This is a genomic window from Xanthomonas euvesicatoria pv. euvesicatoria (assembly GCF_020880415.1).
In the GTDB taxonomy this organism is placed as follows: Bacteria; Pseudomonadota; Gammaproteobacteria; order Xanthomonadales; family Xanthomonadaceae; genus Xanthomonas; species Xanthomonas euvesicatoria.
The window spans coordinates 32,625-58,129 of sequence record NZ_JAJIUJ010000040.1 but is presented as its reverse complement, the minus strand read 5'-3'; the positions used below and the strand labels follow the sequence as shown (position 1 = coordinate 58,129).

At 62.1% G+C, this 25,505-nt stretch carries 24 protein-coding genes and 2 tRNA genes; 19 read left to right on the top strand and 7 right to left on the bottom strand.

The features are described 5' to 3' along the window. Positions 1-2: 2 nt before the first annotated feature. From LN450_RS07335 to LN450_RS07280, 12 genes are all read left to right on the top strand, one after another. Positions 3-785, top strand: coding sequence for an SIMPL domain-containing protein (locus LN450_RS07335; RefSeq protein WP_011346168.1), 783 nt, complete (start codon positions 3-5; stop codon positions 783-785). A 10-nt stretch (positions 786-795) separates the two neighbouring features. Continuing rightward, complete coding sequence (locus tag LN450_RS07330) at positions 796-933, top strand: hypothetical protein (RefSeq protein WP_155405758.1); 138 nt, start codon at positions 796-798, stop codon at positions 931-933. Positions 934-1,138: 205 nt separating this feature from the next. After that, a complete protein-coding gene (locus tag LN450_RS07325; protein ID WP_011346170.1) occupies positions 1,139-4,123 on the top strand; it encodes a type I restriction endonuclease subunit R in 2,985 nt (994 codons plus the stop codon). A gap of 2 nt (positions 4,124-4,125) precedes the next feature. Further along, positions 4,126-5,385: a restriction endonuclease subunit S gene (locus tag LN450_RS07320; protein ID WP_011346171.1), complete on the top strand. Its 1,260-nt coding sequence runs from the start codon at positions 4,126-4,128 to the stop codon at positions 5,383-5,385. Position 5,386: 1 nt separating this feature from the next. After that, complete coding sequence (locus LN450_RS07315; protein WP_011346172.1) at positions 5,387-6,553, top strand: AAA family ATPase; 1,167 nt, start codon at positions 5,387-5,389, stop codon at positions 6,551-6,553. Then, positions 6,550-7,560, top strand: coding sequence for a virulence RhuM family protein (locus LN450_RS07310; protein WP_011346173.1), 1,011 nt, complete (start codon positions 6,550-6,552; stop codon positions 7,558-7,560). Before LN450_RS07315 ends, LN450_RS07310 begins: the two co-directional genes overlap by 4 nt. Beyond that, the gene (locus tag LN450_RS07305; RefSeq protein WP_011346174.1) at positions 7,557-9,173 is read left to right on the top strand and encodes a type I restriction-modification system subunit M; all 1,617 of its coding nucleotides are present in this window, start codon (positions 7,557-7,559) and stop codon (positions 9,171-9,173) included. Before LN450_RS07310 ends, LN450_RS07305 begins: the two co-directional genes overlap by 4 nt. A 145-nt stretch (positions 9,174-9,318) precedes the next feature. Beyond that, positions 9,319-9,897, top strand: coding sequence for an anthranilate synthase component II (locus LN450_RS07300; protein ID WP_011346175.1), 579 nt, complete (start codon positions 9,319-9,321; stop codon positions 9,895-9,897). Between the two features lie 142 nt (positions 9,898-10,039). Further along, the gene (locus LN450_RS07295) at positions 10,040-10,672 is read left to right on the top strand and encodes a flavin reductase family protein (protein WP_014089192.1); all 633 of its coding nucleotides are present in this window, start codon (positions 10,040-10,042) and stop codon (positions 10,670-10,672) included. Between the two features lie 115 nt (positions 10,673-10,787). Further along, positions 10,788-11,825, top strand: a complete 1,038-nt coding sequence (gene trpD / locus LN450_RS07290) for an anthranilate phosphoribosyltransferase (RefSeq protein WP_011346177.1) — start codon at positions 10,788-10,790, stop codon at positions 11,823-11,825. A 140-nt stretch (positions 11,826-11,965) separates the two neighbouring features. Continuing rightward, positions 11,966-12,763, top strand: coding sequence for an indole-3-glycerol phosphate synthase TrpC (trpC, locus tag LN450_RS07285; protein ID WP_011346178.1), 798 nt, complete (start codon positions 11,966-11,968; stop codon positions 12,761-12,763). Continuing rightward, a complete protein-coding gene (locus LN450_RS07280) occupies positions 12,756-13,472 on the top strand; it encodes a haloacid dehalogenase-like hydrolase (protein ID WP_007967853.1) in 717 nt (238 codons plus the stop codon). The genes trpC and LN450_RS07280 overlap by 8 nt, the downstream gene beginning before the upstream one ends. A gap of 319 nt (positions 13,473-13,791) precedes the next feature. Here the strand turns inward: LN450_RS07280 and crp are convergent, their stop codons facing one another. Next, complete coding sequence (gene crp / locus LN450_RS07275) at positions 13,792-14,484, bottom strand: cAMP-activated global transcriptional regulator CRP (protein ID WP_005914205.1); 693 nt, start codon at positions 14,482-14,484, stop codon at positions 13,792-13,794. A 137-nt stretch (positions 14,485-14,621) separates the two neighbouring features. On the opposite strand from crp, the gene speD reads away from it, so the two are divergent. Both speD and LN450_RS07265 read left to right on the top strand, forming a co-directional pair. After that, positions 14,622-15,416, top strand: coding sequence for an adenosylmethionine decarboxylase (gene speD / locus LN450_RS07270; RefSeq protein ID WP_011346179.1), 795 nt, complete (start codon positions 14,622-14,624; stop codon positions 15,414-15,416). Between the two features lie 164 nt (positions 15,417-15,580). Further along, positions 15,581-15,895 (top strand): DMT family transporter, encoded by a 315-nt coding sequence (locus LN450_RS07265; RefSeq protein ID WP_003483069.1) that lies wholly within the window; start codon positions 15,581-15,583, stop codon positions 15,893-15,895. A 302-nt stretch (positions 15,896-16,197) separates the two neighbouring features. On the opposite strand, the gene coq7 is transcribed toward LN450_RS07265, so the two are convergent. Continuing rightward, positions 16,198-16,851: a 2-polyprenyl-3-methyl-6-methoxy-1,4-benzoquinone monooxygenase gene (gene coq7 / locus LN450_RS07260; RefSeq protein ID WP_031420846.1), complete on the bottom strand. Its 654-nt coding sequence runs from the start codon at positions 16,849-16,851 to the stop codon at positions 16,198-16,200. A gap of 182 nt (positions 16,852-17,033) precedes the next feature. Here coq7 and rplM point away from each other — a divergent pair, with 182 nt between their 5' ends. Continuing rightward, entirely contained in the window at positions 17,034-17,462 is a 429-nt protein-coding gene (rplM, locus tag LN450_RS07255) for a 50S ribosomal protein L13 (RefSeq protein WP_003483082.1), read from the top strand. Positions 17,463-17,464: 2 nt separating this feature from the next. Continuing rightward, entirely contained in the window at positions 17,465-17,857 is a 393-nt protein-coding gene (rpsI, locus tag LN450_RS07250; protein WP_003483085.1) for a 30S ribosomal protein S9, read from the top strand. Between the two features lie 224 nt (positions 17,858-18,081). Here rpsI and LN450_RS07245 read toward each other — a convergent pair. Continuing rightward, positions 18,082-18,156 (bottom strand) — tRNA-Gln (locus LN450_RS07245). Between the two features lie 52 nt (positions 18,157-18,208). After that, positions 18,209-18,285 (bottom strand) — tRNA-Met (locus LN450_RS07240). Between the two features lie 118 nt (positions 18,286-18,403). On the opposite strand from LN450_RS07240, the gene LN450_RS07235 reads away from it, so the two are divergent. From LN450_RS07235 to bfr, 3 genes are all read left to right on the top strand, one after another. Then, positions 18,404-19,021, top strand: coding sequence for an RNA pyrophosphohydrolase (locus LN450_RS07235; RefSeq protein ID WP_011346181.1), 618 nt, complete (start codon positions 18,404-18,406; stop codon positions 19,019-19,021). An 80-nt stretch (positions 19,022-19,101) separates the two neighbouring features. Beyond that, entirely contained in the window at positions 19,102-19,311 is a 210-nt protein-coding gene (locus LN450_RS07230) for a (2Fe-2S)-binding protein (protein ID WP_008575600.1), read from the top strand. 314 nt (positions 19,312-19,625) lie between these two features. Further along, positions 19,626-20,096, top strand: a complete 471-nt coding sequence (gene bfr / locus LN450_RS07225; RefSeq protein WP_003483093.1) for a bacterioferritin — start codon at positions 19,626-19,628, stop codon at positions 20,094-20,096. 366 nt (positions 20,097-20,462) lie between these two features. Here the strand turns inward: bfr and LN450_RS07220 are convergent, their stop codons facing one another. Genes LN450_RS07220 through LN450_RS07210 form a run of 3 tightly spaced genes read right to left on the bottom strand, consistent with a single transcriptional unit; the run spans position 20,463 to position 25,414 of the window. Next, positions 20,463-22,733 carry an ATP-binding protein gene (locus LN450_RS07220; RefSeq protein ID WP_041855017.1) on the bottom strand — a complete coding sequence of 757 codons (2,271 nt, stop codon included), beginning with the start codon at positions 22,731-22,733 and terminating at the stop codon, positions 20,463-20,465. Between the two features lie 39 nt (positions 22,734-22,772). Continuing rightward, the gene (locus LN450_RS07215; protein ID WP_041855018.1) at positions 22,773-24,749 is read right to left on the bottom strand and encodes an EAL domain-containing protein; all 1,977 of its coding nucleotides are present in this window, start codon (positions 24,747-24,749) and stop codon (positions 22,773-22,775) included. Between the two features lie 38 nt (positions 24,750-24,787). Next, positions 24,788-25,414 (bottom strand): DUF4126 domain-containing protein, encoded by a 627-nt coding sequence (locus LN450_RS07210; RefSeq protein ID WP_011346185.1) that lies wholly within the window; start codon positions 25,412-25,414, stop codon positions 24,788-24,790. Positions 25,415-25,505: the final 91 nt, after the last annotated feature.

Below are 25,505 nucleotides of genomic sequence, written 5' to 3'. Positions count from 1 at the left end.
CGATGAACACAATCGCTGGTTGGATGCTCGCCGCTGTGCTGACGCTGCCCACTGTTGGAATGGCGCAGATCAATGCCCTGCCGTCGCAGCCGCATTTGTTGGTCAAAGGCCAGGCGTTTCGCACGGTCGATCCAGACCGCTTTATCGTTGACCTCAAGATCAGCAAGACGGAATTACAGCCCGACTTGGCGCGGAAGTTTGTCGAAGGCCGTGCCAGGTTGGTTCTGGATGGATTACAGCGCGATCACGTTCTCAAGGACTCCCTTTACGCCTCTGCACTCTCGATTTCTCCGCAATCGCGTTATGAGGCGGGCAAATCCGTCTTCGATGGGACCCGGGTGGAGCGCAGGATTCGTGGCGCCTTTACTTCATTGAAAGATGTGCATGCCTTCCTCGGCGACTTGGACGCCAACGAGAATGTGCAGGTGTTATCGATGCAAACGGCCTACGCCGATGCTGCCGCGTTACGTGCGGAACTCAAGCGTGAAGCCGCGACGCAGTCACGCCAGTCCGCTCAGGGGCTTGCCGCTGCGTACGGCGTCCGGCTCGGCGGCATTTACAGCATTTCGGATGTCGCTCCCAATTTTGCCTATGGCGTCGAAGCAGGCACCTGGTCGGCCGCCACAGCGGCAACGCCAGGCTCGATCGTGTCTCCGCCTTCGCCGCCGGCTCCACCGTCGTCGCCTGCGCCAAGCGCAGTGGGCCAGGGAGTCGGCGAGAGCCTGATGACCGGCACTATCACTTATACCGAAAACATCTATGCGGTCTTCCTGATCGCGCAATGAGTCCTTTGCCATGCTGCTGATGCTCGATATTGCCATTACGGGTCGCCGCCGCTCCAGTATGTCTAATGGTCTGGGCAATCTTGGTGCCCGTGAAAACGCCAGCGAGCGCAGGGTATTCGCTGGCGATGGATGTAAAGATGGTGCGTGATATGCGAGGCGTTCAACGTATGCATCGCCGCGTTGCCCGGCTTTCGACGTTGCGCTGGCGAGTCACTGGCGAGCTTTAACCCATCAGCGATCGCTCGCTCCATGGGAGTCGGCGGCAGCCTGCCGGGTGCCGCATCCGGTAAAATTGTCCATCACTTGCCGAACATTTTGATGGCGCGGCAACCATCCGAGATTGAGGTTTCATAATGCGCGTCAGGGAAGCCACCATCGAGCAAGAACTTGTCGAAAAGCTTGCTGGGCTCAAGTACACCCTGCGATCTGACATTCGCAGCCGTGCTGCGCTCGAAGCCAATTTCCGCAAGCATTTCGAAGAGCTGAACCGGGTCGCCTTGACTAACGCCGAATTTCAGCGCCTGCTGGAAGAGGTCGTTACCGCGGACGTATTCAAAGCCGCGCACACGTTGCGCCACCGCAGCGCCTTTACGCGCGACGACGGCACGCCGCTCAACTACACCTTGGTCAACATCAACGACTGGTGCAAGAACACCTTCGAGGTTGCCAGCCAGCTGCGCATCAATACCGACGACAGCCACCATCGTTACGACGTCATCTTGCTCATCAATGGCGTGCCGGTGGTGCAGATCGAGCTGAAAACGCTTGGCATCAACCCTCGCAGGGCCATCGAGCAGATCGTCGAATACAAGCACGATGTCGGCAACGGTTACACGCGCACACTGCTGTGCTTCATCCAGCTGTTCATCGTGAGCAATCGTGACGCGACCTATTATTTCGCCAACAACAATGCGCGCCATTTCGCCTTCAATGCGGATGAGCGCTTTTTGCCCATCTACCAATACGCTGCGCCGGACAATGGCAAGATCAGCGGCCTGAATGCCTTCGCTGACGCCTTCCTGCCCAAGTGCACGCTGGGGCAGATGATCAGCCGCTACATGGTGTTGGTGGCCAGCGAGCAGAAGCTGTTGATGATGCGGCCGTACCAGATCTACGCGGTGAAGAACATTGTCGAGTGCATCGACAAGAACCTCGGCAACGGCTATATCTGGCACACCACCGGCAGTGGCAAGACGCTCACCAGCTTCAAGGCATCGACGCTGCTCAAGGCCAACCCGGCCATCGAGAAATGTCTGTTCGTGGTGGATCGCAAGGACCTGGATCGCCAGACCCGCGAGGAGTTTAACCGCTTCCAGGAAGGCTGCGTCGAGGAAAATACCAATACCGAATCAATGGTGCGCCGCCTGGTCTCCGACGAGGCGGCAGACAAGGTCATCGTCACCACCATCCAGAAGCTGGGCCGTGCATTGGATCCTGCCCGTGCCGACTACCGGCAGCGGCTGGAACCTTTGCGCGACCAACGTATTGTGTTCATCTTCGATGAATGCCACCGATCCCAGTTCGGCGAGAACCACCAGGCCATCAAGGAATTCTTTCCCAAGGCCCAGCTATTCGGCTTCACCGGTACGCCGATCTTCGAGGACAACGCCAGCTACAAGCGTATCGAAGGCGACGAACAGACGCTGAAGACCACCGAGGACCTGTTTCAGCAATCACTGCACGAATACACCATCACCCACGCCATTGAGGACAAGAACGTCCTGCGTTTCCATGTGGACTACTACAAGCCCGATGGAAAAAGTACGCCAAAGCCCGGCGAAACGCTGGCCAAGCGCGCGGTGGTCGATGCCATCCTCAGTAAGCACGACGCCGCCACCGGCGGGCGGCGCTTCAACGCCATCCTCGCCACCGCGTCCATCAACGACGCCATCGGGTACTTCGGGCTGTTCAAGACCGCGCAGGCCGAAAAGCAACGAGTCGAGCCCGGCTACGTGCCTCTCAACATCGCCGCGGTGTTCTCGCCGCCCAGCGACGTCAGCGCCGATGTGCGCCAGTTGCAGGAAGACCTCCCGCAAGAGCAGGAAGACAACAAGAAGGATTCGGACGCCAAGAAAGCCGCACTCAAGGCCATCATCGGCGACTACAACACGCGCTTCGGCACCAACCATCGCATCGAGGAATTCGACGCCTACTACCAGGACGTGCAGCAGCGCATCAAGGATCAGCAGTTCCCCAATGCCGACCTGCCGGACAAGGGTCGCGAGAAGCTGGACATCGTGATCGTGGTGGACATGCTGCTCACCGGCTTTGACAGCAAGTACCTTAATACCCTGTACGTGGACAAGAACCTCAAGTACCACGGCCTGATCCAGGCGTTCAGTCGCACCAATCGCGTGCTTAACGACACGAAACCGTATGGCAACATCCTCGACTTTCGCGGCCAGCAGAAAGAAGTGGATGCCGCCATTGCGCTGTTTTCCGGTGCGAAGGCGGACAAGGCCCGAGAAATCTGGCTGGTGGATACCGCGCCGGTGGTCATCGACAAGCTGAAGGAAGCGCGCGGCAGCCTCGACAGTTTTCTCGCCTCGCAAGGGCTGGGCGGCAAACCCGAAGACATCGCCAACCTCAAGGGCACGGCAGCCAAGGTCGCCTTCATCAAGCACTTCAAGGACGTGCAGAAGCTGCAGACCCAGCTGGACCAGTACACCGATCTGACCGCCGAGCAACAGGCGCAGGTCGAGGCCATCCTGCCCAAGGACGAACTGCGCAGCTTTCGCGGGCAGTACCTGCAGAAAGCCGAGGAACTGCGCGCCGACCAGAAGAAAGCCGGCGGGCTGGATGATGTAACACGTAACGATGTCGAGCAGCTCGATTTCGAGTTCGTGCTGTTCGCTTCCAGCACTATCGATTACGACTACATCATGAAGTTGATCGCCGATTACTCGGGCAAGGCGCCAGGCAAGGCCAGCATGAGCCGCGAGCAGTTGATCGGCCTGATCGCCAGCGACGCCAAGTTCATCGACGAGCGTGAGGACATCAGCGCGTACGTGCGCGGGCTCAAAGCTGGCGAGGGCCTGGGCGAGGAGACCATTCGCGCCGGCTATGAAGCGTTCAAGGCAGAAAAAGCCGCGCAGGAAATGACCGCGCTCTCCGGCAAGCACGGCTTGCCGGTTGCCGCCCTGCAGACGTTCGTCGATGCGATCCTGGCCCGCCGCATCTTCGACGGCGAACGCCTCACCGAACTGCTGGCCCCGCTGGACCTGGGCTGGAAGGCGCGCACCCAGGCAGAACTGGCATTGATGCGCGATCTGCTGCCGCTGCTGCACAAACGTGCCGGTGGGCGAGAGATCGCCGGTCTGAAGGCGTACGAGGAGTGAGCATGGGAAAGCAAGGAGTGAAGACGGTGGTGCCGAGATTGCGCTTCCCGGAGTTTCGGAAGATGGCTTCGTGGCCGATAGTGCCGCTTGAGCGAATAGCTGCACGTATTTCCACGAAGAATTGCAATGGTCAGGTGACACGCGTTCTTACGAATTCGGCAGAGTTCGGTGTCCTAGATCAGAGAGACTATTTCGACAAAGACATCGCGACGGCCGGAAAGGTCGATGGCTATTACGTCGTCAGTAAGGGCGACTACGTTTACAATCCGCGAACGTCAGCCATTGCTCCTGTTGGTCCGATCTCGCGGAACAATCTTGGAGAAGGCGTGATGTCGCCTCTCTATACTGTTTTTTGCTTTTCTGAAGAAAAAACGGATTTCTACGAGCATTACTTTAAATCGCCTGGCTGGCATTCATATCTGCGGAGTGCGGCAAGTACTGGTGCCAGACACGATCGCATGAGTATTACGGCCGGCGCTTTTATGCGTATGCCTGTTCCATCGCCGTCGCGCGAGGAGCAACAAAAAATCGCCGACTGCCTGACGTCGCTGGAGGAAGTGATCGCCGCGCAGGGGCGGAAGGTGGAGGCGTTGAAAGTCCATAAACGCGGCCTGATGCAGCAACTCTTCCCCCTCGAAGGCGAAGCTCTTCCCCGCCTCCGTTTTCCCGAATTTCGCGATGCGCCGGAGTGGGCGGAAAGGCCTCTTTGCCAAGTGATTGAAGTTGCCTCCGGGCAGGTTGATCCGACAGAAGCGCCATATTGCGACTTTCCACACGTCGGCGGTGAAAATATTGAATCGGAGACCGGTAGCCTGGTTGGCCTAAAATCCGCCCGTGAAGATGGTGTAACGAGTGGCAAATATCTTTTTGATGAGAAGGATGTCCTCTACTCGAAGATTCGTCCCATTTTAAATAAAGTCGCAGTGCCGGATTTCAACGGCATCTGTAGTGCGGACATCTATCCGATACGGCCATCAAGCAGTGATATCACACGTCAATTTCTAGTCTACTTACTCCGTTCCGCCTCGTTCGTAGAGTACGCAACGAAGCATTCCGAGCGTGGAAAGATCCCCAAGATCAACAGGGAGGCATTAGCTGCTTACGGTGCACGTCTCCCGCAGCAGGTTGAGCAACAACGCATAGCTGATTGTCTGTTCTCTGTGGACACCGCGATAACCGCAGAATCCGCCCAACTCACCGTCCTCAAGACCCACAAGCAGGGCCTGATGCAGCAACTTTTCCCTGCGCAGAGGGCGGGCTGAAATGGCCGATGTGGCGCTTCCCGATCTTCCGGCCCTGGCCCAGCATCTACGCGACGAGTTGGAACGCAAGAAATTCGTATTGCTCTACGCTTACAACGGTGTCGGAAAGACACGCCTGTCTGGTGCCTTCCGCGATCTGGGGCGTGTGGTGGACGCTGACGGGCAAACCACGCAGCGCGATACGCTCTATTTCAACGCCTACACCGAAGATCTGTTCACCTGGGACAACGATATAGCGTTCGAGAGAAAGCGCGTTCTGGAACTCAATGCGGATTCTAAGTTCTTCGCCGGCTTGAGCGAACTGGAGATGGAAGTGAAGATCGGGCGGCTGCTGGCACGCTATACCGATCTCAACTTCTATATCGATTACGAACGTCGCCAATCGACGGAGTCTTCCAGCGAACCCGGCATGCTGCTTCCTCCTGCCGTAACCTTCTTTCGCGAGCGCGAGGAGGATGGCGATCCTCGGCCGATCAAGGCATCCCGTGGCGAGGAAAACATCTTTATCTGGTGCTTCTTTCTGGCCATAGTCGAGCTGGCGATGGACCCCGAGATTGAGGTTTACCGTTGGGTGAAGTACGTCTACATCGACGATCCGATCTCATCGCTCGACGAACAGAACGCCATCTCCGTTGCCAACCATCTCGCACAGCTTTTGACGAGCGTGGAGAATGGCCCGCGTGTCGTTGTCTCGACGCATCATGTTTTGTTCTTCAATGTGCTGTGCAACGAACTCAAGAGCAAGGCGTTCCGGCACTTCCTAAAGAATGGGGTGGAGCCCGGCCGCTATGCCTTGCTGGATACCACGTCCAAGCCATTTCTTCATCATCTTTCGACATTGGTTGAGTTGCATGAGGTGCAGGCATCCGGAGAGCTATACACCCATCATTTCAACATGCTGCGTAGGGTGATGGAGCAGACCGCCAATTTCTTGGGATTGGAGGACTGGAAAACCTGCATCAAGGTGACCGACGTTGACCCGGATCGAACCTTGTTTACCCGGATGATCGATCTTATGAGCCACGGCGATTACTCGATCTATGAGCCGCGGGAAATGATGGAAGAGAACAAGGCGCACTTCCGTACCGTTTTTCGCCGGTTCGTCACTGGCCATCCGTTCAATCCTGCGCTGTTCCCACGCATGGAACAGGGGGTAGGTGATCCATGAGCGAGCTGATCCTTTACACCAGCGAAGACGGCAAGAGCCGCATTCAGCTGCGCGCCGAAGGCCAGACCGTCTGGCTGACGCAGGCGCAGATGGCGGAGCTGTTCGACGTCAGCACCGACACCATCAGCCTTCACCTGAAAAATATCTTTTCAGACAACGAGTTGGAGCCTGAACGAACTACCGAGGAATCCTCGGTGGTTCAGCGGGAGGGCGAGCGCGAAGTGCGCCGGCCGGTTACGCTCTACAACCTCGATGCCATCCTGGCGGTCGGTTACCGCGTGCGATCAAAGCGCGGGGTACAGTTCCGCCGTTGGGCCAGCACCGCGCTCAAGGACTATCTGCTCAAAGGCTTCGTCATGGACGATGAGCGCCTGAAGAACCCGGATGGCCGTCCGGATCACTTCGACGAGATGCTGGCCCGCATCCGCGACATCCGCGCCTCGGAAAAGCGCTTCTATCAAAAAGTACGCGAACTGTTTGCCCTGAGCGTGGACTACGACAAGACCGACCGCGCCACGCAGGTCTTCTTCGCCACTGTGCAGAACCAATTGCTTTACGCGGTGACAGGGCAGACCGCTGCCGAACTCATCACGGCCCGCGCCAATCCCGACGACCCGCATTTCGGGCTGCGTGCCTGGAGTGGTGGGCGCGTGCGCAAGCAGGACATTCTGATCGCCAAGAACTACCTGAGCGAGGACGAGATCGACACCCTCAACCGTCTGGTGACGATCTTCCTGGAAACTGCAGAGCTGCGCGCCAAGAACCGCAAGGAGATTCACATGCGCTTCTGGCGGGAAAACGTCGGCCAGATTATTAGTTCCAATGACTTCCCCTTGCTGGCCAATGCCGGTTCCGTCAGTCACGCACGGATGGAGACGGAAACCAACGCGCGCTATTTCGCCTTCGACGAACAGCGCAAGCAGCAGGAAGCGCAAGCCGCCGATACTGCCGACGCGGTCGAACTCGCCGCCATCGAAAACAAGATCAAACGACGCTTGAAACCATGACCAAAGACGACCAAAAAGAGCTTGGTAAAACTCTGTGGGCGATTGCCGACCAGTTGCGCGGAAGCATGAATGCCGACGACTTCCGCGACTACATGTTGTCCTTTCTGTTTTTGCGCTACCTGTCGGATAACTACGAGGCGGCGGCAAAGAAGGAGCTTGGCTCGGACTATCCCGACGCGAAAGCCATCGGCAATAGTGACAAGACGCCGCTGTCGGTCTGGTACGCGGCCAATCCAGATGACGTAGCCGCATTCGAGCAACAGATGCGGCGCAAGGCGCATTACGTCATCAAGCCTAAGTACCTGTGGGGCAACATCGTCAATCTGGCGAAGACACAAAGCCACGATCTGCTCGACACCTTGCAGCAAGGCTTCAAACACATAGAGGAAGATTCGTTCGAGAGCGAATTTCAGGGCTTGTTCTCGGAGATCAACCTGGCGTCGGACAAGCTTGGCAGAAAGTACGACGACCGCAATGCCAAGCTGTGTTCGATCATCAGCGAAATCGCGCGCGGCATGGCGCTGTCTACCAAGACCGATTCGCTTGGCGATGCTTACGAGTACCTGATCGGTCAGTTCGCCGCCGGCTCCGGCAAGAAGGCTGGCGAGTTCTATACGCCGCAAGAGATCTCCAACATCCTGTCCGCCATCGTCACCCTCGACAGCCAGGAGCCGAAAACCGGCCCGCGCGGCAAGTTGGATAGCGTGTTCGATTTCGCCTGCGGCTCAGGCTCGCTACTGCTCAATATCCGTAATCGTATGACGAGCAGTGGCGGCAGCATCGGTAAGATCTACGGGCAGGAATATAACGTCACCACCTACAACCTTGCGCGCATGAACATGCTGTTGCACGGCGTAAAGGACACCGAGTTCGAGATCTATCACGGCGACACGCTGAAGAACGACTGGGACTGGCTGCGCGAAACCAATCCGGCAAAAAAGCCCCGATTTGACGCGGTGGTCGCCAATCCACCTTTCAGCTACCGCTGGGAGCCGGGCGAAGCCATGGCGCAAGACGCGCGCTTCAAGAACCACGGCGTGGCGCCCAAGAGCGCAGCCGATTTCGCCTTCCTTCTGCACGGTCTGCAGTACCTGAAAGACGATGGCGTGATGGCGATCATCCTACCGCACGGTGTGCTGTTTCGTGGTGGCAAGGAGGCCGACATCCGCCGCAAGCTACTGGACGACGGCCACATCGATACGGTGATCGGCCTACCGCCCAACCTGTTCTACTCCACCGGCATTCCAGTGTGCATTCTGGTGCTTAAGAAGTGCAAGAAGCCAGACGACGTGCTGTTCATCAACGCGTGCGAGCAATTCACGAGAGGCAAGCGGCAAAATCAGCTTACTGATGAGCACATCAAGCGGATTGTTGACACATACAAGAATCGCGATGAGCAGGAGCGCTATTCAAAGCGTATTTCGATGACGAGGATCGCCGAAGAAGGCTACAACCTCAACATATCTCGTTACGTTAGTACTGCCAAAGCAGACAAGGAGATCAATCTGGAGGCTGTGCATGTCGATTTGAAGGCGATCGAATCGGAGCTCGAAAAAGCGAAGAAGCGCCACAATGCTTTCCTGGTCGAGTTGGGACTCAAACCCTTGCCGTGAAATTGTAGCCGGGCTATCGAAGCATCCTGGCTCATCGGATAAGGTTGGCTCACGCTCGTTTGACGGTTGCCGAGGCGTGAAGTCAAGTCTGGATCGGCGTGTTGAATCTCGAAATGTCTCTTGAAATCAATTGGGTGAAGAAAACGTGCTCTTGATGTTAGACAACTACGACAGCTTCACCTACAACCTCGTGCAGTACCTGCAGGCGCTGGGCGCCGAGGTCATGGTGGTGCGCAACGATGCCATGAGCGTCGACCAGATCGCCGCGCTCAAGCCCGAGCGCATCGTCATCTCGCCCGGTCCGTGCACGCCCAACGAAGCCGGGATCTCGCTGCAATTGATCGAGCAGCTGGGCCAGACCACGCCGATCCTGGGCGTTTGCCTGGGCCATCAAAGCATTGGCCAGGTCTACGGTGGCGATGTGATCCGCGCCGGCAACATCATGCACGGCAAGACCTCGCCGATTCGTCATCAGGGCAAGGGCGTGTTCGCCGGCCTGCCGGACAGCTACGAGGCCACGCGCTATCACTCGCTGGTGGTGGACAAGACCACCTTGCCGGACGCACTGGAGGTCACCGCCTGGACCGAAAATCCGGATGGCTCGATGGAAGAGATCATGGGCCTGCGCCATCGCCAGTTTCCGGTCGAAGGCGTGCAGTTCCATCCCGAATCGATCCTGACCCAGCACGGACATGCCTTGCTGAAAAACTTTCTGCAGCGTTGATTGCGATGTGCCTGTGTCATCGTGACGTATCGCATTGCGGCATCGGTGCAGCGACGATGCGAAATCGCGACATCGCCCGACGCGCGCCGTACTGCGCTACGTGTTCAAACACCGCGCCGACTTCCACCGCATTCGGATCACGATGAGCACACCCGACGACAGCATCCATTTCTACGAGCCGACGCAGGGTCACGGGCTGCCGCACGATCCGTTCAACGCCATCGTCGGCCCGCGTCCCATCGGTTGGATCGGCTCGCGCAGCGCCGAGGGCATCGCCAATCTGGCGCCGTACAGCTTTTTCAATGCATTCAACTACATCCCGCCGATCGTCGGCTTTGCCAGCATCGGTCGCAAGGACAGCCTGCGCAACATCGAAGCCACCGGCGAATTCACCTGGAATCTGGCCACCCGGCCGTTGGCAGAAGCAATGAACGCCAGCGCGGCGATGGTGCCTGCGGAGGTCGATGAATTCGGTCTGGCCGGCCTGCAGGTGGCGCCATCGCGGCTGATCGCTGCGCCACGGGTCGCTGCCAGTCCGGTCAGTTTCGAATGCCGGCTCAGCCAGCTGCTGCCGCTGCAAACCGCTGCCGGTCACGCCATCCAGACCTGGTTGGTGCTGGGCGAAGTGGTCGGCGTGCACCTGGCCAAGTCGGCGCTGCACGAGGGCATCTATGATCCGGGCGCAGTGCAGACGATTCTGCGCGCGGGCGGGCCGGCCGATTATTACGAAGTGCAGCCGCAGGCGCGTTTTCGCATGACGCGTCCAGGCCAATGATCGTCGCAGCTGCGACGGCAGTCGCCTCGCCTGGCGCTTGCGCTTTCCTGCATTGATCGCGCGCGTCGCAAGCCGCCTGCGTCTCCATCCATCACGTTCTGCCACGGTTGTTTCCATGCCCATCACGCCGCAAGAAGCCCTGCAACGCACCATCGAACACCGCGAGATCTTCCACGACGAAATGGTCGAGTTGATGCGGCAGGTCATGCGCGGCGAGGTCTCCGACATGATGGTCGCGGCCATCCTCACCGGGCTACGGGTCAAGAAAGAGACCATCGGCGAAATCGCCGGTGCGGCCACGGTGATGCGCGAGTTCTCGCGCCGCGTGGACGTGGCCGATCGCCAGCACATGGTGGACATCGTCGGGACCGGCGGGGACGGTTCGGATACCTTCAACATCTCCACCTGCGCCATGTTCGTCGCCGCAGCCGGCGGTGCCAAGGTGGCCAAGCACGGCAATCGCAGCGTCTCGTCCAAATCCGGCAGTGCCGATGCACTGGAAGCATTGGGCGCGGTGATCGAGCTGCAGCCCGAACAGGTTGCCAGCGCGTTGGCGCACACCGGCATCGGCTTCATGTATGCACCAGTGCATCACCCGGCCATGAAGGTGGTGGCACCGGTGCGGCGCGAAATGGGGGTGCGCACCATCTTCAATATCCTTGGTCCGCTGACCAATCCGGCCGGCTCGCCGAACATCCTGATGGGCGTGTTCCACCCCGACCTTGTCGGTATCCAGGCGCGTGTCTTGCACGAACTCGGCGCCGAACGCGCGTTGGTGGTGTGGGGGCGCGACGGCATGGACGAACTTTCGCTTGGCGCTGGCACGCTGGTTGGCGAATTGCGCGATGGCCAAGTGCGCGAATACGAAGTGCACCCGGAAGATTTCGGCATCGCCATGTCGGCCAGCCGTAACCTCAAGGTGGCCGATGCTGCGCAATCGCGCGCGATGTTGCTGCAGGTATTGGACAACGTGCCCGGCCCCGCGCTGGATATCGTGGCGCTCAACGCCGGTGCTGCGTTGTACGTGGCCGGCGTGGCCCACAGCATTGCCGATGGCGTGCTGCGCGCACGCGCGGTCATCGCCGACGGCTCGGCGCGCGCGCGGGTGGACGCCTATGTCGCCTATACCCGCCAGCTTGCCGTGCAGGCCTGAGCCATGCCGGCAACCGCCACGCAGCGGCCATCACCCGCCGGCGTCCCCACCGTGGCGCTGGCATGCTGCGTGATGGCGCGCAGCCGCGCTGCAGTACGCCCGTCTTGACCGATAATGCCCGCCCGCCAGGACCCGATACGATGAGCGACATCCTCAACACCATTCTTGCCCGCAAGGCCGACGAAGTCGCCGAGCGCAGTGCGCGCGTGCCGCTGGCCGAGTTGATCGCGCGCAGCGCCGACCTACCGCTCACGCGCGGATTTGCAGCTGCCATGCAGGCCAGCATCGCCGCAGGCGACCCGGCCGTGATCGCCGAAGTGAAGAAGGCCAGCCCGTCCAAGGGTGTCATCCGGCCGGACTTCCAGCCGGCCGATATCGCGGTCAGCTATGAATTCGGTGGCGCGACGTGCCTGTCGGTGCTCACCGATGTGGATTTCTTCCAGGGATCGGATGCCTATCTGCGCCAGGCGCGCGACGCCTGCACGCTGCCGGTGCTGCGCAAGGATTTCACCGTCGACCCGTATCAGGTCTACGAAGCCCGCGTGCTCGGCGCCGACTGCATCCTGCTGATCGTCTCCGCGCTGGAAGACGCCCAACTGGCCGATCTATCGGGCCTGGCCATGCAGCTGGGCCTGGACGTGCTGGTGGAAGTACACGACATCGACGAGCTCGAGCGTGCGGTGCAGGTGCCGGTGCCGTTGATCGGCATCAACAATCGCAACCTGCGCACCTTCGAAGTGACGCTGCAGACCACGTTGGACATGCGCGCGGCGGTGCCGCGCGATCGCGTGCTGGTCACCGAGAGCGGCATCGTCACCCAGGCCGATGTGCAACTGATGCGCAGTCACGATGTGAACGCGTTTCTGGTCGGCGAGACCTTCATGCGCGCGGCCGAACCCGGCGAGTCGCTGCGTCAGCTATTCTTCGCGCATGACTGAGTCGTATCCCGTTCCGCGCGAAGACGCACCGCTGGTGGTCTTCGACTTCGACCACACGTTGTACGACGGCGATTCCGGCAGTCATCTGTTTGCCTGGCTGATCAAGCGCAACCCGTTGCGCTTGCTGGTTGCGCTGTTGGCCTCGCCAATTCTCGGCCCGATGGTGGCGATGCTGCCAACCCGGCGGCGCGGCGTGTCCGGCTATGTGTGGATCGCCACGTTCGGCCTGCACCGCGCGCGCGAGTTCAACCGTTTCATCGACGCATACGTGCTCAAGCATGAAGCGCAGATCCGCCAGCGCCTGCTCCCGCATGCCTTGAAGGTCTTCACCCAACACCGCGCCGCCGGCGACCGTGTGGTGGTCGCCACCGGCGCACCGCCGGAGTTGGCGCGCGCCATTCTCGGTTTCGTGGCCCACCAGGACGTGCCGGTCATCGGCAGCCTGGTCGGCCCGCGCCTGGGCGCAGTCACTGCGCGACGTCACTGCCATAACGAAGAAAAGATGCGCATGCTGCGCGAGCGCGGCTACGCCGATATCGCCATCGCCTACTCGGACAGCACCGCAGATCTGCCGCTCTTGAAGGCCGCGCGCGCGCCGGTGGTGGTCAATCCCAAGGCCAACCGCGAAGCGCTGTTCCGCCAGGTACTGCCGACAGGCACGCCCATCCTCAACTGGGGTTGCCGCGACCGCGGCGGCAAGGCGCTGTAGGCGAGCGCAACATTCAGGCAGCTAGGTCGTTTCGCGCGGAGCGCAACGATTGCGCAGTCCAGCTTGCAATGGCGCATTTCCATGGCGGGTCGCGCGGGCAAACGGATGCGACCTGTAGCGCAACGAATCTTCAGGATCGTGACGCAGTCGCGATGCAGAGCGTGCGGTTCGACGGCGCGAAGACTCTCTTATAAGAGGTATCGCGCAAAAGTGCCGCTGCAGGGACATGACAATGCCGATGTCGACACCGTCGCAATCAATCCATCGGAGCTGAAACCGGCATGCAGCCAGTGCACAAGGCACTGGCTGCACAGCGCCGTCAGCGGGTGCCGTACAGCACGACGGTCTTGCCGCGTGCATGCAGCAGGCCGTCGGCCTGCAGCTTCTTGAGCACGCGGCCGGCCATTTCGCGCGAGCACCCGACCAGGCGTGCCAGCTCCTGGCGCGAGACACGCAGCTGGGTGCCCTGCGGGTGGCTCATCGCTTCCGGCTCCTTGGCCAGGTCGTGCAGCGTGCGCACGATGCGGTCGGTCACGTCGAGGAAGGCCAAGCGGCTGGCTTTCCTTGTGGTATCGAGCAGCCGTTTTGAAAGCTGAACACCGATCGCATACAGGATCTTCGGCGCATCCGGCGACAGGCTGGTCTGGAACAGCTGCTGCAGCCGCTCGTAGCTGATCTCGGCAAGCTCGCACTGGGTGCGGGTGCGCAGGATCACCTCACGGGTATCGGATTCGATGAACAACCCCATCTCGCCGACGAATTCGCCGCTGCCGAAGTAGCCCAGCACCAACTCACGGTCGTCATCTTCCTCGGCGATGATGCTCACCGAGCCGCTGATCACGTAGTAGAGGGTGCCGGCCGGGTCTCCTGGCCGGAACACATCGGTCCGGGTCGGATAGCGCCTTCGATGGCTGTGCGCCAGGAAACGCTCGATGGTGCCCGCGTCCAGCGCCAGGGAAGGGGTAGCGTTACGTACCGTCGTAGTGACAACCGTCGTATTTCCTGGGCTCATGGTAGTTCCGCGTGTGATTCCTGAAGCTTAACGGCATGAGTCATGCAAGGTAAACCACTCTTAACATCGGCATTTCGTTGCTGGGATCTTTGGCTCATAATTGACTCCTTTCCCGCTTTCCATAAGGACAGACCGACGTGGTCAAGCCGTTGCCTCGTCTGAGGCTACAGGGGTTCAACAACCTCACCAAGGCGTTGAGCTTCAACATCTACGACGTCTGTTATGCGCGTACCGAAGAGGAGCGTCAGCGCTACATCGAGTATATCGATGAGCAATACGACGCCGATCGTCTGACGCAGATCCTGACCGATGTGGCCGAGATCATTGGCGCCAACATCCTCAATATCGCACGTCAGGACTACGATCCGCAGGGCGCATCGGTGACGATCCTGATCTCCGAAGAACCGGTGATCGACAAGAAGCAGGCCGGCAAGGAGTTGATCTCCGATGCCGTGGTTGCTCATATGGATAAGAGTCATATCACTGTCCATACATATCCGGAAACGCACCCGCAGGAAGGCATCGCCACATTCCGCGCCGACATCGACGTCGCGACCTGCGGCGTGATTTCGCCGTTGAAGGCGCTCAACTACCTGATCGAGAGTCTGGAATCGGACATCGTGATCATGGATTACCGCGTGCGTGGCTTCACGCGCGATGTGAAGGGCAGGAAGCATTACATCGATCACAAGATCAACTCGATCCAGCAATTTCTCGCCAAGAACGTGAAGTCGCGCTACGAGATGTTCGACGTCAACGTCTACCAGGAAAATATCTTCCACACGAAGATGCACCTGAAGGACTTCGACCTGGATCAGTACCTGTTCGAAGAGCGCGCCAAGAACCTGTCGTTCAAGGAGCGCATGAAGATCGAAACGCTGCTCAAGCGCGAAATCGAAGAACTGTTTCACGGACGCAACCTGAGCGAATAAGCGCAGGCGCATCCTGTCGCGCGTGCTTGCTCGCAAGCGCGCAAACGCCACAAGGCGGGACGGCCCGCCACGCGACGACCTCGCGTTCCACAGCCGACGGCGGCCCAGTGTGCAGACACTGGGTCGCTTTTTTTTTGTCCGTTTTTTCTGTGAGGAGTACTGCAATGCCCTGGATCTATCTGTTGCTGGCCGGCCTGTTCGAGATCGGCTTTGCCATGGGACTGAAATACAGCGACGGGTTCACTCGCCTGTGGCCGACCGTGCTGACAATCGGCCTTGCCGGCATCAGCCTGTGGTTTCTGACGCAGGCGCTGAAGACCATTCCGGTCGGCACCGGCTATGCGATCTGGACCGGCATCGGCGCTCTGGGCGTGACCATTGCCGGTATCGCGCTATTTGGCGATAGCGCCTCGTGGTCGCGATTGGCATGCATCGGTCTGATCGTGGCCGGCGTGATCGGGCTGAAGCTGGTCGGGTAGTCAGTCCTCCAGCGTTTGCTGCGCAAACGCTGGGCTCCGACTGGAGGCTGCCTATCCCCGCGCATTCGGCCGTAGCTGCACGCGCAATGCGGGCACAGCCCCAGGTTTGCGGCGCAAACCTTGGGACCCCGACTCAGAGGCTGCCTATCCCCACGCCTTAGGCGCGCCCCCCCTCAACAAGGGGGGGCTGTGCTTCAGTGGTGTGCCGGCCAGCGGTTGATCGCCGTGTCGGGTGTACTCGGGTACGGGCTAGATTCTGGTCGTCAGTCCCCAGTCCCCGATTCCCAATTTCCAATTCCCAACTAGAGGCGGTAAGCAACCGTCTTCATCAGCTTGGAGGCCAGGGCCATCGCGCTTGGGATCGGAGCCGGGAGCGGGCGGGCGCCAGCCTGCTCGGCCTGGTCGGCATGGCGGGCCTCGTCGATCTTCATCACGCGCAGGATGGCGCGGCTGCGTTGGTCGTTCTGGGGCAGGGTTTCCAGATGCTCGTCCAGGTGCGCTTCGACCTGGCGTTCGGTCTCGACCACGAATCCCAGGCTCCAGTCGTCGCCGCGCAGCCCGGCCAGCGCGCCGAGCGCGTAGCTGCCGGCGTACCACACGGGGTTGAACAGGCTGGGGCGGCTGTCCAGCTCGTGCAGGCGGTCGGCGCACCAGGCCAGGTGATCCGTTTCTTCCTGGGCAGCTTCCAGCAGGTGGTGCTGGGTGTGTGCGTCGCGGGCGACGGCGGCCTGGCCGAAATACAGGCCTTGCGCGCACACCTCGCCAACATGGTTGATGCGCATCAGGCCGGCCGCATGACGACGCTGCTCCGGGTCCAGGACGACGTCGGGCGTGTCGGCGGCGGGATTGGGACGCTCGGCCGGCGGATTGCCGAAGACGGTGTCCAGCGCGCGCTGGGCTTCGACCAGCAGCCGGTCGAGCGGGCTATGCAGGCGGGTGGGGGAGATCTGGGTCATACGGCGATTCTGGCCCCGCTCCGCCGTGCTGCCAACCGCCATGGCGCAGTTGTTGCTGCAACTTGCGCAGCCGCCGAACGTCCCGTACAATCCCGGCTCTTCTGTTTCGCCTTCACAACGCGTGGCAAAGTTCCAGTGGTCATCGGCCGCTGCAATCCGCCCGACCACTCAAGAGTTTTCTCATGACTACGTTCACCGCCAAGTCCGAGACCGTCCAGCGCGACTGGTATCTCGTTGACGCCGCCGGCAAGACGCTCGGCCGTCTGTCCACCGAACTGGCCCGCCGCCTGCGCGGCAAGCACAAGCCGGTTTATACCCCTCACGTCGATACTGGCGATTACCTGGTGGTGATCAACGCCGAGAAGATCGTCGTCACGGGCAACAAGCTGAAAGACAAGAAGTATCACCGCTTCACCGGCTACATCGGTAACTTGAAGACCGAGAGCCTGGAGCAGGCGCTGCAGCGCCACCCGGAGCGCGTGATCGAAATCGCCGTCAAGGGCATGCTGCCGAAGGGCCCACTGGGTCGCACCATGTACCGCAAGCTCAAGGTCTATTCGGGTGCCGAGCATCCGCACGCCGCCCAGCAGCCGCAAGTTCTGGATATCTAATCATGGCTATCACGCAAAACTACGGCACTGGCCGCCGCAAGTCCTCCACCGCTCGCGTGTTCCTGCGCAAGGGCACCGGCAACATCACCGTCAACGATCGTCCGCTGGACGAATTCTTTGGTCGTGAGACTGCGCGCATGATCGTGCGCCAGCCGCTGGAACTGACCAAGAACACCGAAAGCTTCGACATCATGGTCACTGCCTCCGGCGGCGGCACCACCGGCCAGGCCGGTGCGATCCGTCTGGGCATCGCCCGTGCGCTGGTCGAGTACGACGAAACCCTGAAGTCCGAGCTGCGCAAGGCTGGCTTCATGACCCGTGACGCTCGCGAAGTCGAGCGTAAAAAGGTCGGTCTGCACAAGGCCCGTCGCGCCACCCAGTTCTCCAAGCGCTGATCCATTGTGTTTGGTGCATCCCGGTTCGCCGGGATGCCTGCTTCAAGAGCCCGGCCACGCCGGGCTTTTGTCGTTTTGGGTCCTGGTATGTGCCCTGTACGAGCGCGTGGCCAGGATCGTCCTGGAGGCCGAATGCGATATGCATGAACGCAGATGCGCCATGCGTTGCCGCCGGACGCCGGGCAACACAAAAGGCCCGATCTTTCGATCGGACCTTTTGTGTTTGGCTGCCCCGGATGGATTCGAACCACCGAATGCCTGAGTCAGAGTCAGGTGCCTTACCGCTTGGCGACGGGGCAATAAAACGTGTTGGCCCAAGATTATTGCATGCCGGTGACGGCGTGAACACCTTGGTGGCTATGGGTGGACTCGAACCACCGACCCCAGCATTATGAGTGCTGTGCTCTAACCGGCTGAGCTACATAGCCTAGGGAGGCGGCAATTCTCACGATGCGTCGTGCTGTTGTCAAGCATTTCGTTTTCAGCTTGTGAGCCGGGCGTCGCCGTGGCAGAGTCGGTGGCAGTAGATTTTCAGGAGTCCGCATCGTGATCGATCCGGACGGTTTCCGGCCAAACGTCGGCATTGTGCTGATGCGGCAGGACGGTCAGGTGTTCTGGGCACGACGCGTGCGCAGGGACGGCTGGCAGTTCCCGCAGGGTGGCATGAACACCGATGAGACACCCGTTGAAGCCATGTACCGCGAGTTGCGCGAAGAAACCGGGTTGTTGCCCGAGCATGTGGAATTGCTCGGCGCCACGCCTGGCTGGCTACGCTATCGGCTGCCCAGCAGGGCCGTGCGCCGCAATGAGCGGCAGGTGTGTATCGGGCAGAAGCAGGTCTGGTTCCTGCTGCAGTTCACCGGCGACGAATCCCATCTCAAGCTCGACCATACCGACACCCCGGAGTTCGACCACTGGCGCTGGGTGGATTTCTGGTATCCGGTCGAGCACGTGGTGATGTTCAAGCGTGGCGTCTATGCGCGCGCGCTGCGTCATCTGGCGCCGCTTGCGCAAAGCCTAGCCGGCCCGGCGGCAGTCGGTGCGATGCCCCAACGTGCGCTGGAGGCGTGGCTGCCGGGCAGCAGCGCGGCGGGGCACGACAGCCCACGCAAGCGGCCACGCAAGCGCAGCGGGGCTCGCGCGATGCGGATTAATAATGATTAACGGATGGAATTGACACCTATTCTCGTTTGCGGTGCAATCAGCGCCGGTCCTTTCCGGATCGCCAACACCCGACCGATACTGTGTACGTCTGCATCTGTAATGGGGTCACCGACCACCAGATCCGCGAAGCGGCCGAGAATGGCTGCGCCAGCCTTGCCGAACTGACCATGCGTACGGGCTGTGGCTCCAATTGCGGCTCATGCCTGGAGATGGCGGGCGATCTGTTGAACCAGGCACATGCCACCCGCGCATTGCCGTTGCCGCTCCTGGGGCTGGCTAGCGCTGCCTGAGGCAGGCGCTCGGAGCCGATGTCCCGGCAATGGCTGTTCCGGGATTCCCGCGCGGTACCTGATGCCAGATGCATCTGCCGGCCCGCGCCGCGAATGCCAGTTCCATTCCTGCCTCGCTGGCGCTACCTGCGGTGAAGTGGTCGCCCGTTGATAGCCGGCACAAGACTGCGGCCGGTTCCACGCCTGATCCGCGATTGCAGCTGGTAGCTGCCCGCGACGCGCGACGCGTCCCGCAACTGATCACGATTCGCGTTCCTTCATGTGCCGCGCCAACGCGCTAGAGTGCGGCCGGCTCACTGTCTCGGAGACATCGCATGAAGGGCGATACCAAGGTCATCGAGTACCTCAACAAGGTGCTCTACAACGAACTCACTGCGATCAACCAGTACTTCCTGCACGCCAAGATGCTGAAGAACTGGGGCCTGAAAGAACTGGCCGAGCATGAGTACAAGGAATCCATCGACGAAATGAAGCATGCGGACAAGCTGTCCGACCGCATTCTGTTTCTCGAAGGACTGCCCAATTTCCAGGCCTTGGGCAAGCTGCGCATCGGCGAGAACCCGACCGAGATGTTCCGCTGCGATCTGACCCTGGAGCGCGAGGCGGTTGTCGTGCTGCGCGAGGCGGTGGCGTATGCGGAGACCGTCAAGGACTACGTGAGCCGCCAGTTGCTGGTGGACATCCTGGAGTCCGAAGAAGAGCACATCGACTGGCTGGAAACCCAGCTGGACCTGGTGGCGCGCATCGGCGAGCCCAATTACCTGCTGACCAAGCTGGACGACTGAACGCGCATTTGGTCGAGGTTGTCTTGTTTTGGTCTTGAATTTACGAGTGCGCTGTAGTTCTGCCGGTCGGTGTTTCAGCGATGGGTCGCTGATGATTTTCCTTCACAAATCGGTTGCCGGATGAGCGTGCGTAGCTTCGCCCCCGTCCCCTCGCCCCAACCCCTCTCCCGCAGGAGAGGGGCTCTGGTGTCCTTCCGGGACCAGGATCCTGGGCCGCTCACCGCGCTGTCAGGGCAATGGCCGAATAACGTTCGTGGTCAGGGCGGCTGTGCCCGAGCGTGTTCGCGGCCGAGATGGCATCCCTCAGCAGTTCGATGCAGGTCGCGGCGCCAGGCGTCTGCTGCTGCTTCGGCAGCGCTGATGCGACTACTGATTTGTGGTGCTGGCGGCGGCTTGCAGGCGGGCGACCTGGCCTAGCAGCGCCAGGCGGGCGCGGGCGTATTCGGCGATGACCAGGGCGACCATGACCGAGGGGCGTTCGATGGTGCCGGTGCGGGCGGCCAGTTCGATGCGCCGGGCCGCGTTGGAAACCGCCTGCGCACCGACGTTGGCGCTGGAGGACTTGAGGGTGTGGGCGAGGTCGCGCAGCTGCATGCTGTCGCGGTTGGCGGCGGCCGCTTCCAGTTGCTCGATGATCAGCGGTGCGTCTTCCAGGAACAGCTGCAGGATGGTGATGGTGTCCGCGCCGGCCACTTCGTACAGCTCGTCGATGACGTTGTTGTCCAGGATCGGCAGTGCGCGTGCCTGGGCAGCGGCGCTGGCGCTTTCGGGGTCGTGGGTCGCCTGGCCGGCGCTGCTTGGGCCGGGCAGCAGCGCCTGACGCGGCAGCCAGCGCTGCAGACAGGCGTCGAGCTGTTCGCGTGCGACCGGCTTGGACAGATAGTCGTCCATGCCGGCGGCCAGGCAGCGTTCGCGATCGCCGGCCATGGCGTTGGCGGTCATGGCCACGATCGGAATCGGGCGGCCGCCGCTCTCGGTTTCCATCGCGCGCCAGCGGCGGGTGGCGGCATAGCCATCCAGCACCGGCATCTGGCAATCCATGAAGACCATGTCGTAGCGGGTGGATTCCATGCTGGCCAGTGCGGCTTCACCGTCGGTGGCGGTGTCGGCCTCGAAGCCAAGCACGGCCAGCAGCTTCTGCGCGACCAGCAGGTTCACCGGGTTGTCTTCGACCAGCAGGATGCGCACCTCGCGCGCATTGGCCATCGGCGGCGGCAATGGCTCGGGGATCATCGCCGAGGCCAGCGTGGTGACGTGGGCGGGCTTGGGTTCGGGCGGCAGCACCAGGGCGCGCAGGGTTTCGTCCGGGCTCTGGCGCGGCACCAGGGTGGCGTGATCCTGCAGTTCGGCCGGCACCGGTTCTTCGCCGTACAGCCAGATCAGCCGCGCGCTGTTGGCGTTTTCCGGGCGGGCGAGCGCGCGGTGCACCGCGCGCGCGCTGTAGCGCAACGTGTCGTGGTCGGCGATGACGCAGCGGAAGCCCTCGCTGTCGTTGTGCCGGCGCACGCGTTCGAGCGCTTCCTGGGTGGTTTCCATGAGCACGTGCGACACCCCCCAGCTGTCGAGCAGGCGCTTGAGGCGTTGCGACAGGCGCGCATCGGAGCTGATCACCATCACCCGTGCGGCATCGGCGCCGGTGGCCTGCTGGAGGTCGCCGATGACCTTGAGCAGCGGGATTTCGAACCAGAAGGTGGAGCCGCGCCCGGGTTCGGATTCCACCCCGATGCGGCCGCCCATCAGGTCGATGATGCGCTTGCAGATCGCCAGCCCCAGGCCGGTGCCGCCGTACAGCCGCGTGGTGGAGGCATCGGCTTGTGCGAAGGAGCGGAACAGGCGTGCCTGCTGGTCCGGGGCGATGCCGATGCCGGTGTCGCGCACCTGGAAGCGCAGCAGGTGCTGGGCGCGCGTTTCGCCCAGGCGGCGCAGCTGGATGTCGACGCTGCCGCGTTCGGTGAACTTGATGGCGTTGCCGATCAGGTTGCCCAGCACCTGGCGCAGGCGGATCGGGTCGCCGCGCACCAGCAGCCGTACCGACGGTTCGATATCCAGGCTCAGGCGCAGCTGGCGGCCTTCGGCGGTGCGCTGCAGCAACTGGATGACGCCGTCGAGCAGCTCGCGTAGGTTGAAGGTGGTGATTTCCAGTTCGAGCTTGTTGGCCTCGAGCTTGGAGTAATCGAGGATGTCGTCGACGATGCGCAGCAGCTGCAGCGAGCTGCCGGTGGCGGTCTGCAGCATGTCGCGCTGGTCAACGCTGAGCTGGCCACTGGAGATCAGCTCCAGCATCGGAATGATGCCGTTGAGCGGGGTGCGGATCTCGTGACTCATGGTGGCCAGGAATTCGCCCTTGGCCAGGGTGGCGGCCTCGGCGGCCTGCTTGGCGCGCAACAGTTCCTGTTCGAGTTCGCCGTGGCGCCGCAGTTCCTGCTGCAAGCGTTCGCGGGCCAGGTCGGCCTCTTCCAGGCGCTGTGCCAACGCATGCTGCGCCTGGGCAGCCCGGTGGGCCGCAAGTGCGGCGCACAGCCCGCAGACCACCGCCAGTACTGCCGACACCGCGCTGACGGCGCGCCAGGGGCCTTGCAGCGACGACCATTGCAGGCCTGCGCCGAGTGCGGCCGCCAGCGCGGCCAGCACTGCCAAGATGCTCCAGGCGCGAAGACCTGCTGCCCGCTCTCTCACTCAGAGCACCGCGCTCGTGAAGTCGAAGTCCAGTTCCTTGCCGACCGTCTGCACCAGGTTGCCCTGGATGAAATCCACGCCGCTCATCCACATCGCAGCCGCAGCCTGCGGATCTTCGATGCGTTGGCCGATGATCAGCAGGCCGCGCTGGTGGGCGATGTCGATGACGCCGCGCAGTTCGTCGCGCACCGCCGCGTTGCCGTGCGCATCGGCGAAGCGGTTGGCCATGCGCACGAAGCTCAGCGGCAGCTGGGCCAGCAGTGCGTTGGCCTCGTCGCCGGGTTCGAACTGGCTGAGGCAGAACTGCACGCCGGCCGGCATCAACTTGGCGCAGAACTGCTGCACGGTGACGGCATGGATCAATGCATCGTCCAGGCGCAGATCCACGATCAGCGACTGGCCGGCCACGCCACGTTCGACCAGCGCCTTGAGCAGCCAGTCGGCGAAGGCGTCGCGGGCCAGCGTGCGCGGCGATTGCGAGACGAACAGGCGCAGCGGCGGGCTGGCGTGCTGGTACAGGTGCAGCAGGCCCAGCGCGTGGTCCATGACCTGCTGGTCCAGATCGGCGATGCGCCCGGCGGCTTCTGCGGCAGGAATGACCTGGCCTGCCGAGAGCAAGGTGCCGTCAGCCTGGCGCAGCCGCAGCAGTACCTGGTACTGCGCGGTGTCGCCGCCGGCCACGGCCACGATCGGCTGATAGGCCAGTTCGAGCTGGCCTTCGACCAGCCGCAGTTGTTCCTGCTGTTCGGCCTGGCTGGGCGCCAGGTAGGTCTGCACGCCGTCGCTGCGCAGGCGTGCCTGCAGCGCGGTGCGTTCGACCGCTTCCAGCGCGCTACCGGTGTCGTCGAAGCCCACGCCCAGCGGTGCCACGCCGATGGCGCAGCGCACGTGCACGGATTCTTCTTCGCGCACCGGGAAGGCGTTGGCAGACAGCCGCTGGCGGATCTCCAATGCCTGCTGTTCCAGGCTGGCTTCGGGCATGTCGATGGCCAGCAGCAGGAAGCTGTTGTCGTTCAGGCGCGCCAGCGGGTAGGGCTGGGCGGCGCTGGCCAGGCGGTGCCCGGCCTGGGTCATCAGGCGCTCGTAGGCGGCATAGCCGTAGCGCTCGCGCAGGCCGAGCGCGCTGGCGATCTCGATGAAGAACAGGCCGCCGGACTGCTTGCGCTTCAGCGCATCGGCGAGCAGGTCCATCACGTGGCCGCGGGTGGGCAGGCCGGTTTCCGGATTGCTGCGCGCGCTGACCTGTTCGCCGGCTTGCTGCAGCGCCTGTTGGCGTGCGCGCCGGATGCGGTTGGACACCGCAGCGATCAGGTGGCGCGGGCGGATCGGCTTGGTGAGGAAGTCGTCGGCGCCGCTGTCGAGCACTTCGAACTGGCGCTCCGGGTCCGGGTCGCCGGTCAGGAACACGATCGGCAGCAACTGCTGACCGGGCTGCTGGCGGATCAGCGTGGTCAGGCGGATGCCGTCCAGCTCGGGCATGTGCAGATCCATCAGGATCAGATCCGGGTGATAGTCCTGGATCGCTTGCGGCACGCTGGCGGCGGTCATTTCGACCTGCGCATGCATGCCGGCGCCGTGCAGCACGCTCTGCGCAAACAAGGCCTGCGAGCGGTCGTCCTCGACGATGAGGACGCGGTACGGCGCATCGGCGGCGACATTGTCCTCGCCGTCGTGCGGCGCGGTGGCCGCTGCCGATGTGGGTAACGCCGTGGGCGCCGATGCTGCGGCAGCACGCGCGCTGCCGCTGGCCGCCGACGCGCGCGGCGCCGACACGGCCGCGGCCGGGCTGGGCACCGCTGCAGCGGCAGGCGCAGGAATGATCGCCGCGCTCACCGGCACAGCGGTGTCGACCGGCGACGCAACCTCATCGGCCCAGCGACGCCAGTGGTCGGCCGGCGGCGTCTCGGCGCGAAGTGGACGATTACGCGTGGCGGTGTCGTCACGTGTGGTGGAAGAAACCGGATCTCGGGCGGCCATCGATACTCCCTACAGTCGCTGTGATTATGCGATGAACTTCACGGTAGCGGGGAGCTGCGTGCAGTTGGCGTAGCGGCGGGGCGCATCGGCGCAACCAGCCGACGCATTCCCCGCCACAGCAATCGCCAGACCCACCACACCACCAGCCCCGCCAGCAGGCTGGAGCCCACCGCCAAACCCAGTGCCAGCCAGGGGTGCGCCAGTGCCAGTGCCAAGGCCGTGGTGGCGATGGTGTCCTCGGCCAGCGAGGCGATCCAGTTGCTGGCCGGTTCGGGCGAGGTGTTGAGCAATGCGCGCGTGCCGGCCTTGAGCGTGTGGCTGGTCAGCGCCACGCCGGCACCGGCCGCCAGGGCGCCCGCGCCCAGGTCGCCGTCGGGCGAGAGCGTTGCCGCGGCCAGGAAGGCGCCGGCGGGCACGCGGGCCAGCGTCTGTAGCAGGTCCCAGCCCGAATCCACCCCCGGGATCTTGTCGGCGAAGAACTCGGCCACTGCCAGCGCGCCGGAGGTGCCCAGGACCCACCACGACTGCGCCGGATGCAGCGCCGGCGGCAAGTCGATCCAGCCCAGCAGGCCGGCCAGGCCGACGCCGAACACGGTGAGATAGACCCGGATGCCGGCCAGCCAGGCCAGCAGGATGCCGATCACGAACAGATGCGCTTCGCTCATGGCGTGGTTCCCTGCAAACAATTGCAGAACTATCGCAGAACTTTGGGATAACCGCCGGTCCAACGCCAGCGCGACCATTGTCTGGGCTCTG

Excerpts from the sequence above, each read along its gene's own strand:
- LN450_RS07335 (WP_011346168.1), top strand. The coding sequence starts at position 3 with ATGAACACAATCGCTGGTTGGATGCTCGCCGCTGTGCTGACGCTGCCC.
- LN450_RS07330 (WP_155405758.1), top strand. The coding sequence starts at position 796 with ATGCTGCTGATGCTCGATATTGCCATTACGGGTCGCCGCCGCTCCAGT.
- LN450_RS07325 (WP_011346170.1), top strand. The coding sequence starts at position 1,139 with ATGCGCGTCAGGGAAGCCACCATCGAGCAAGAACTTGTCGAAAAGCTT.
- LN450_RS07320 (WP_011346171.1), top strand. The coding sequence starts at position 4,126 with ATGGGAAAGCAAGGAGTGAAGACGGTGGTGCCGAGATTGCGCTTCCCG.
- LN450_RS07315 (WP_011346172.1), top strand. The coding sequence starts at position 5,387 with ATGGCCGATGTGGCGCTTCCCGATCTTCCGGCCCTGGCCCAGCATCTA.
- LN450_RS07310 (WP_011346173.1), top strand. The coding sequence starts at position 6,550 with ATGAGCGAGCTGATCCTTTACACCAGCGAAGACGGCAAGAGCCGCATT.
- LN450_RS07305 (WP_011346174.1), top strand. The coding sequence starts at position 7,557 with ATGACCAAAGACGACCAAAAAGAGCTTGGTAAAACTCTGTGGGCGATT.
- LN450_RS07295 (WP_014089192.1), top strand. The coding sequence starts at position 10,040 with ATGAGCACACCCGACGACAGCATCCATTTCTACGAGCCGACGCAGGGT.
- trpD (WP_011346177.1), top strand. The coding sequence starts at position 10,788 with ATGCCCATCACGCCGCAAGAAGCCCTGCAACGCACCATCGAACACCGC.
- trpC (WP_011346178.1), top strand. The coding sequence starts at position 11,966 with ATGAGCGACATCCTCAACACCATTCTTGCCCGCAAGGCCGACGAAGTC.
- LN450_RS07280 (WP_007967853.1), top strand. The coding sequence starts at position 12,756 with ATGACTGAGTCGTATCCCGTTCCGCGCGAAGACGCACCGCTGGTGGTC.
- crp (WP_005914205.1), bottom strand. The coding sequence starts at position 14,484 with ATGAGCCCAGGAAATACGACGGTTGTCACTACGACGGTACGTAACGCT.
- LN450_RS07265 (WP_003483069.1), top strand. The coding sequence starts at position 15,581 with ATGCCCTGGATCTATCTGTTGCTGGCCGGCCTGTTCGAGATCGGCTTT.
- coq7 (WP_031420846.1), bottom strand. The coding sequence starts at position 16,851 with ATGACCCAGATCTCCCCCACCCGCCTGCATAGCCCGCTCGACCGGCTG.
- rplM (WP_003483082.1), top strand. The coding sequence starts at position 17,034 with ATGACTACGTTCACCGCCAAGTCCGAGACCGTCCAGCGCGACTGGTAT.
- rpsI (WP_003483085.1), top strand. The coding sequence starts at position 17,465 with ATGGCTATCACGCAAAACTACGGCACTGGCCGCCGCAAGTCCTCCACC.
- bfr (WP_003483093.1), top strand. The coding sequence starts at position 19,626 with ATGAAGGGCGATACCAAGGTCATCGAGTACCTCAACAAGGTGCTCTAC.
- LN450_RS07215 (WP_041855018.1), bottom strand. The coding sequence starts at position 24,749 with ATGGCCGCCCGAGATCCGGTTTCTTCCACCACACGTGACGACACCGCC.
- LN450_RS07210 (WP_011346185.1), bottom strand. The coding sequence starts at position 25,414 with ATGAGCGAAGCGCATCTGTTCGTGATCGGCATCCTGCTGGCCTGGCTG.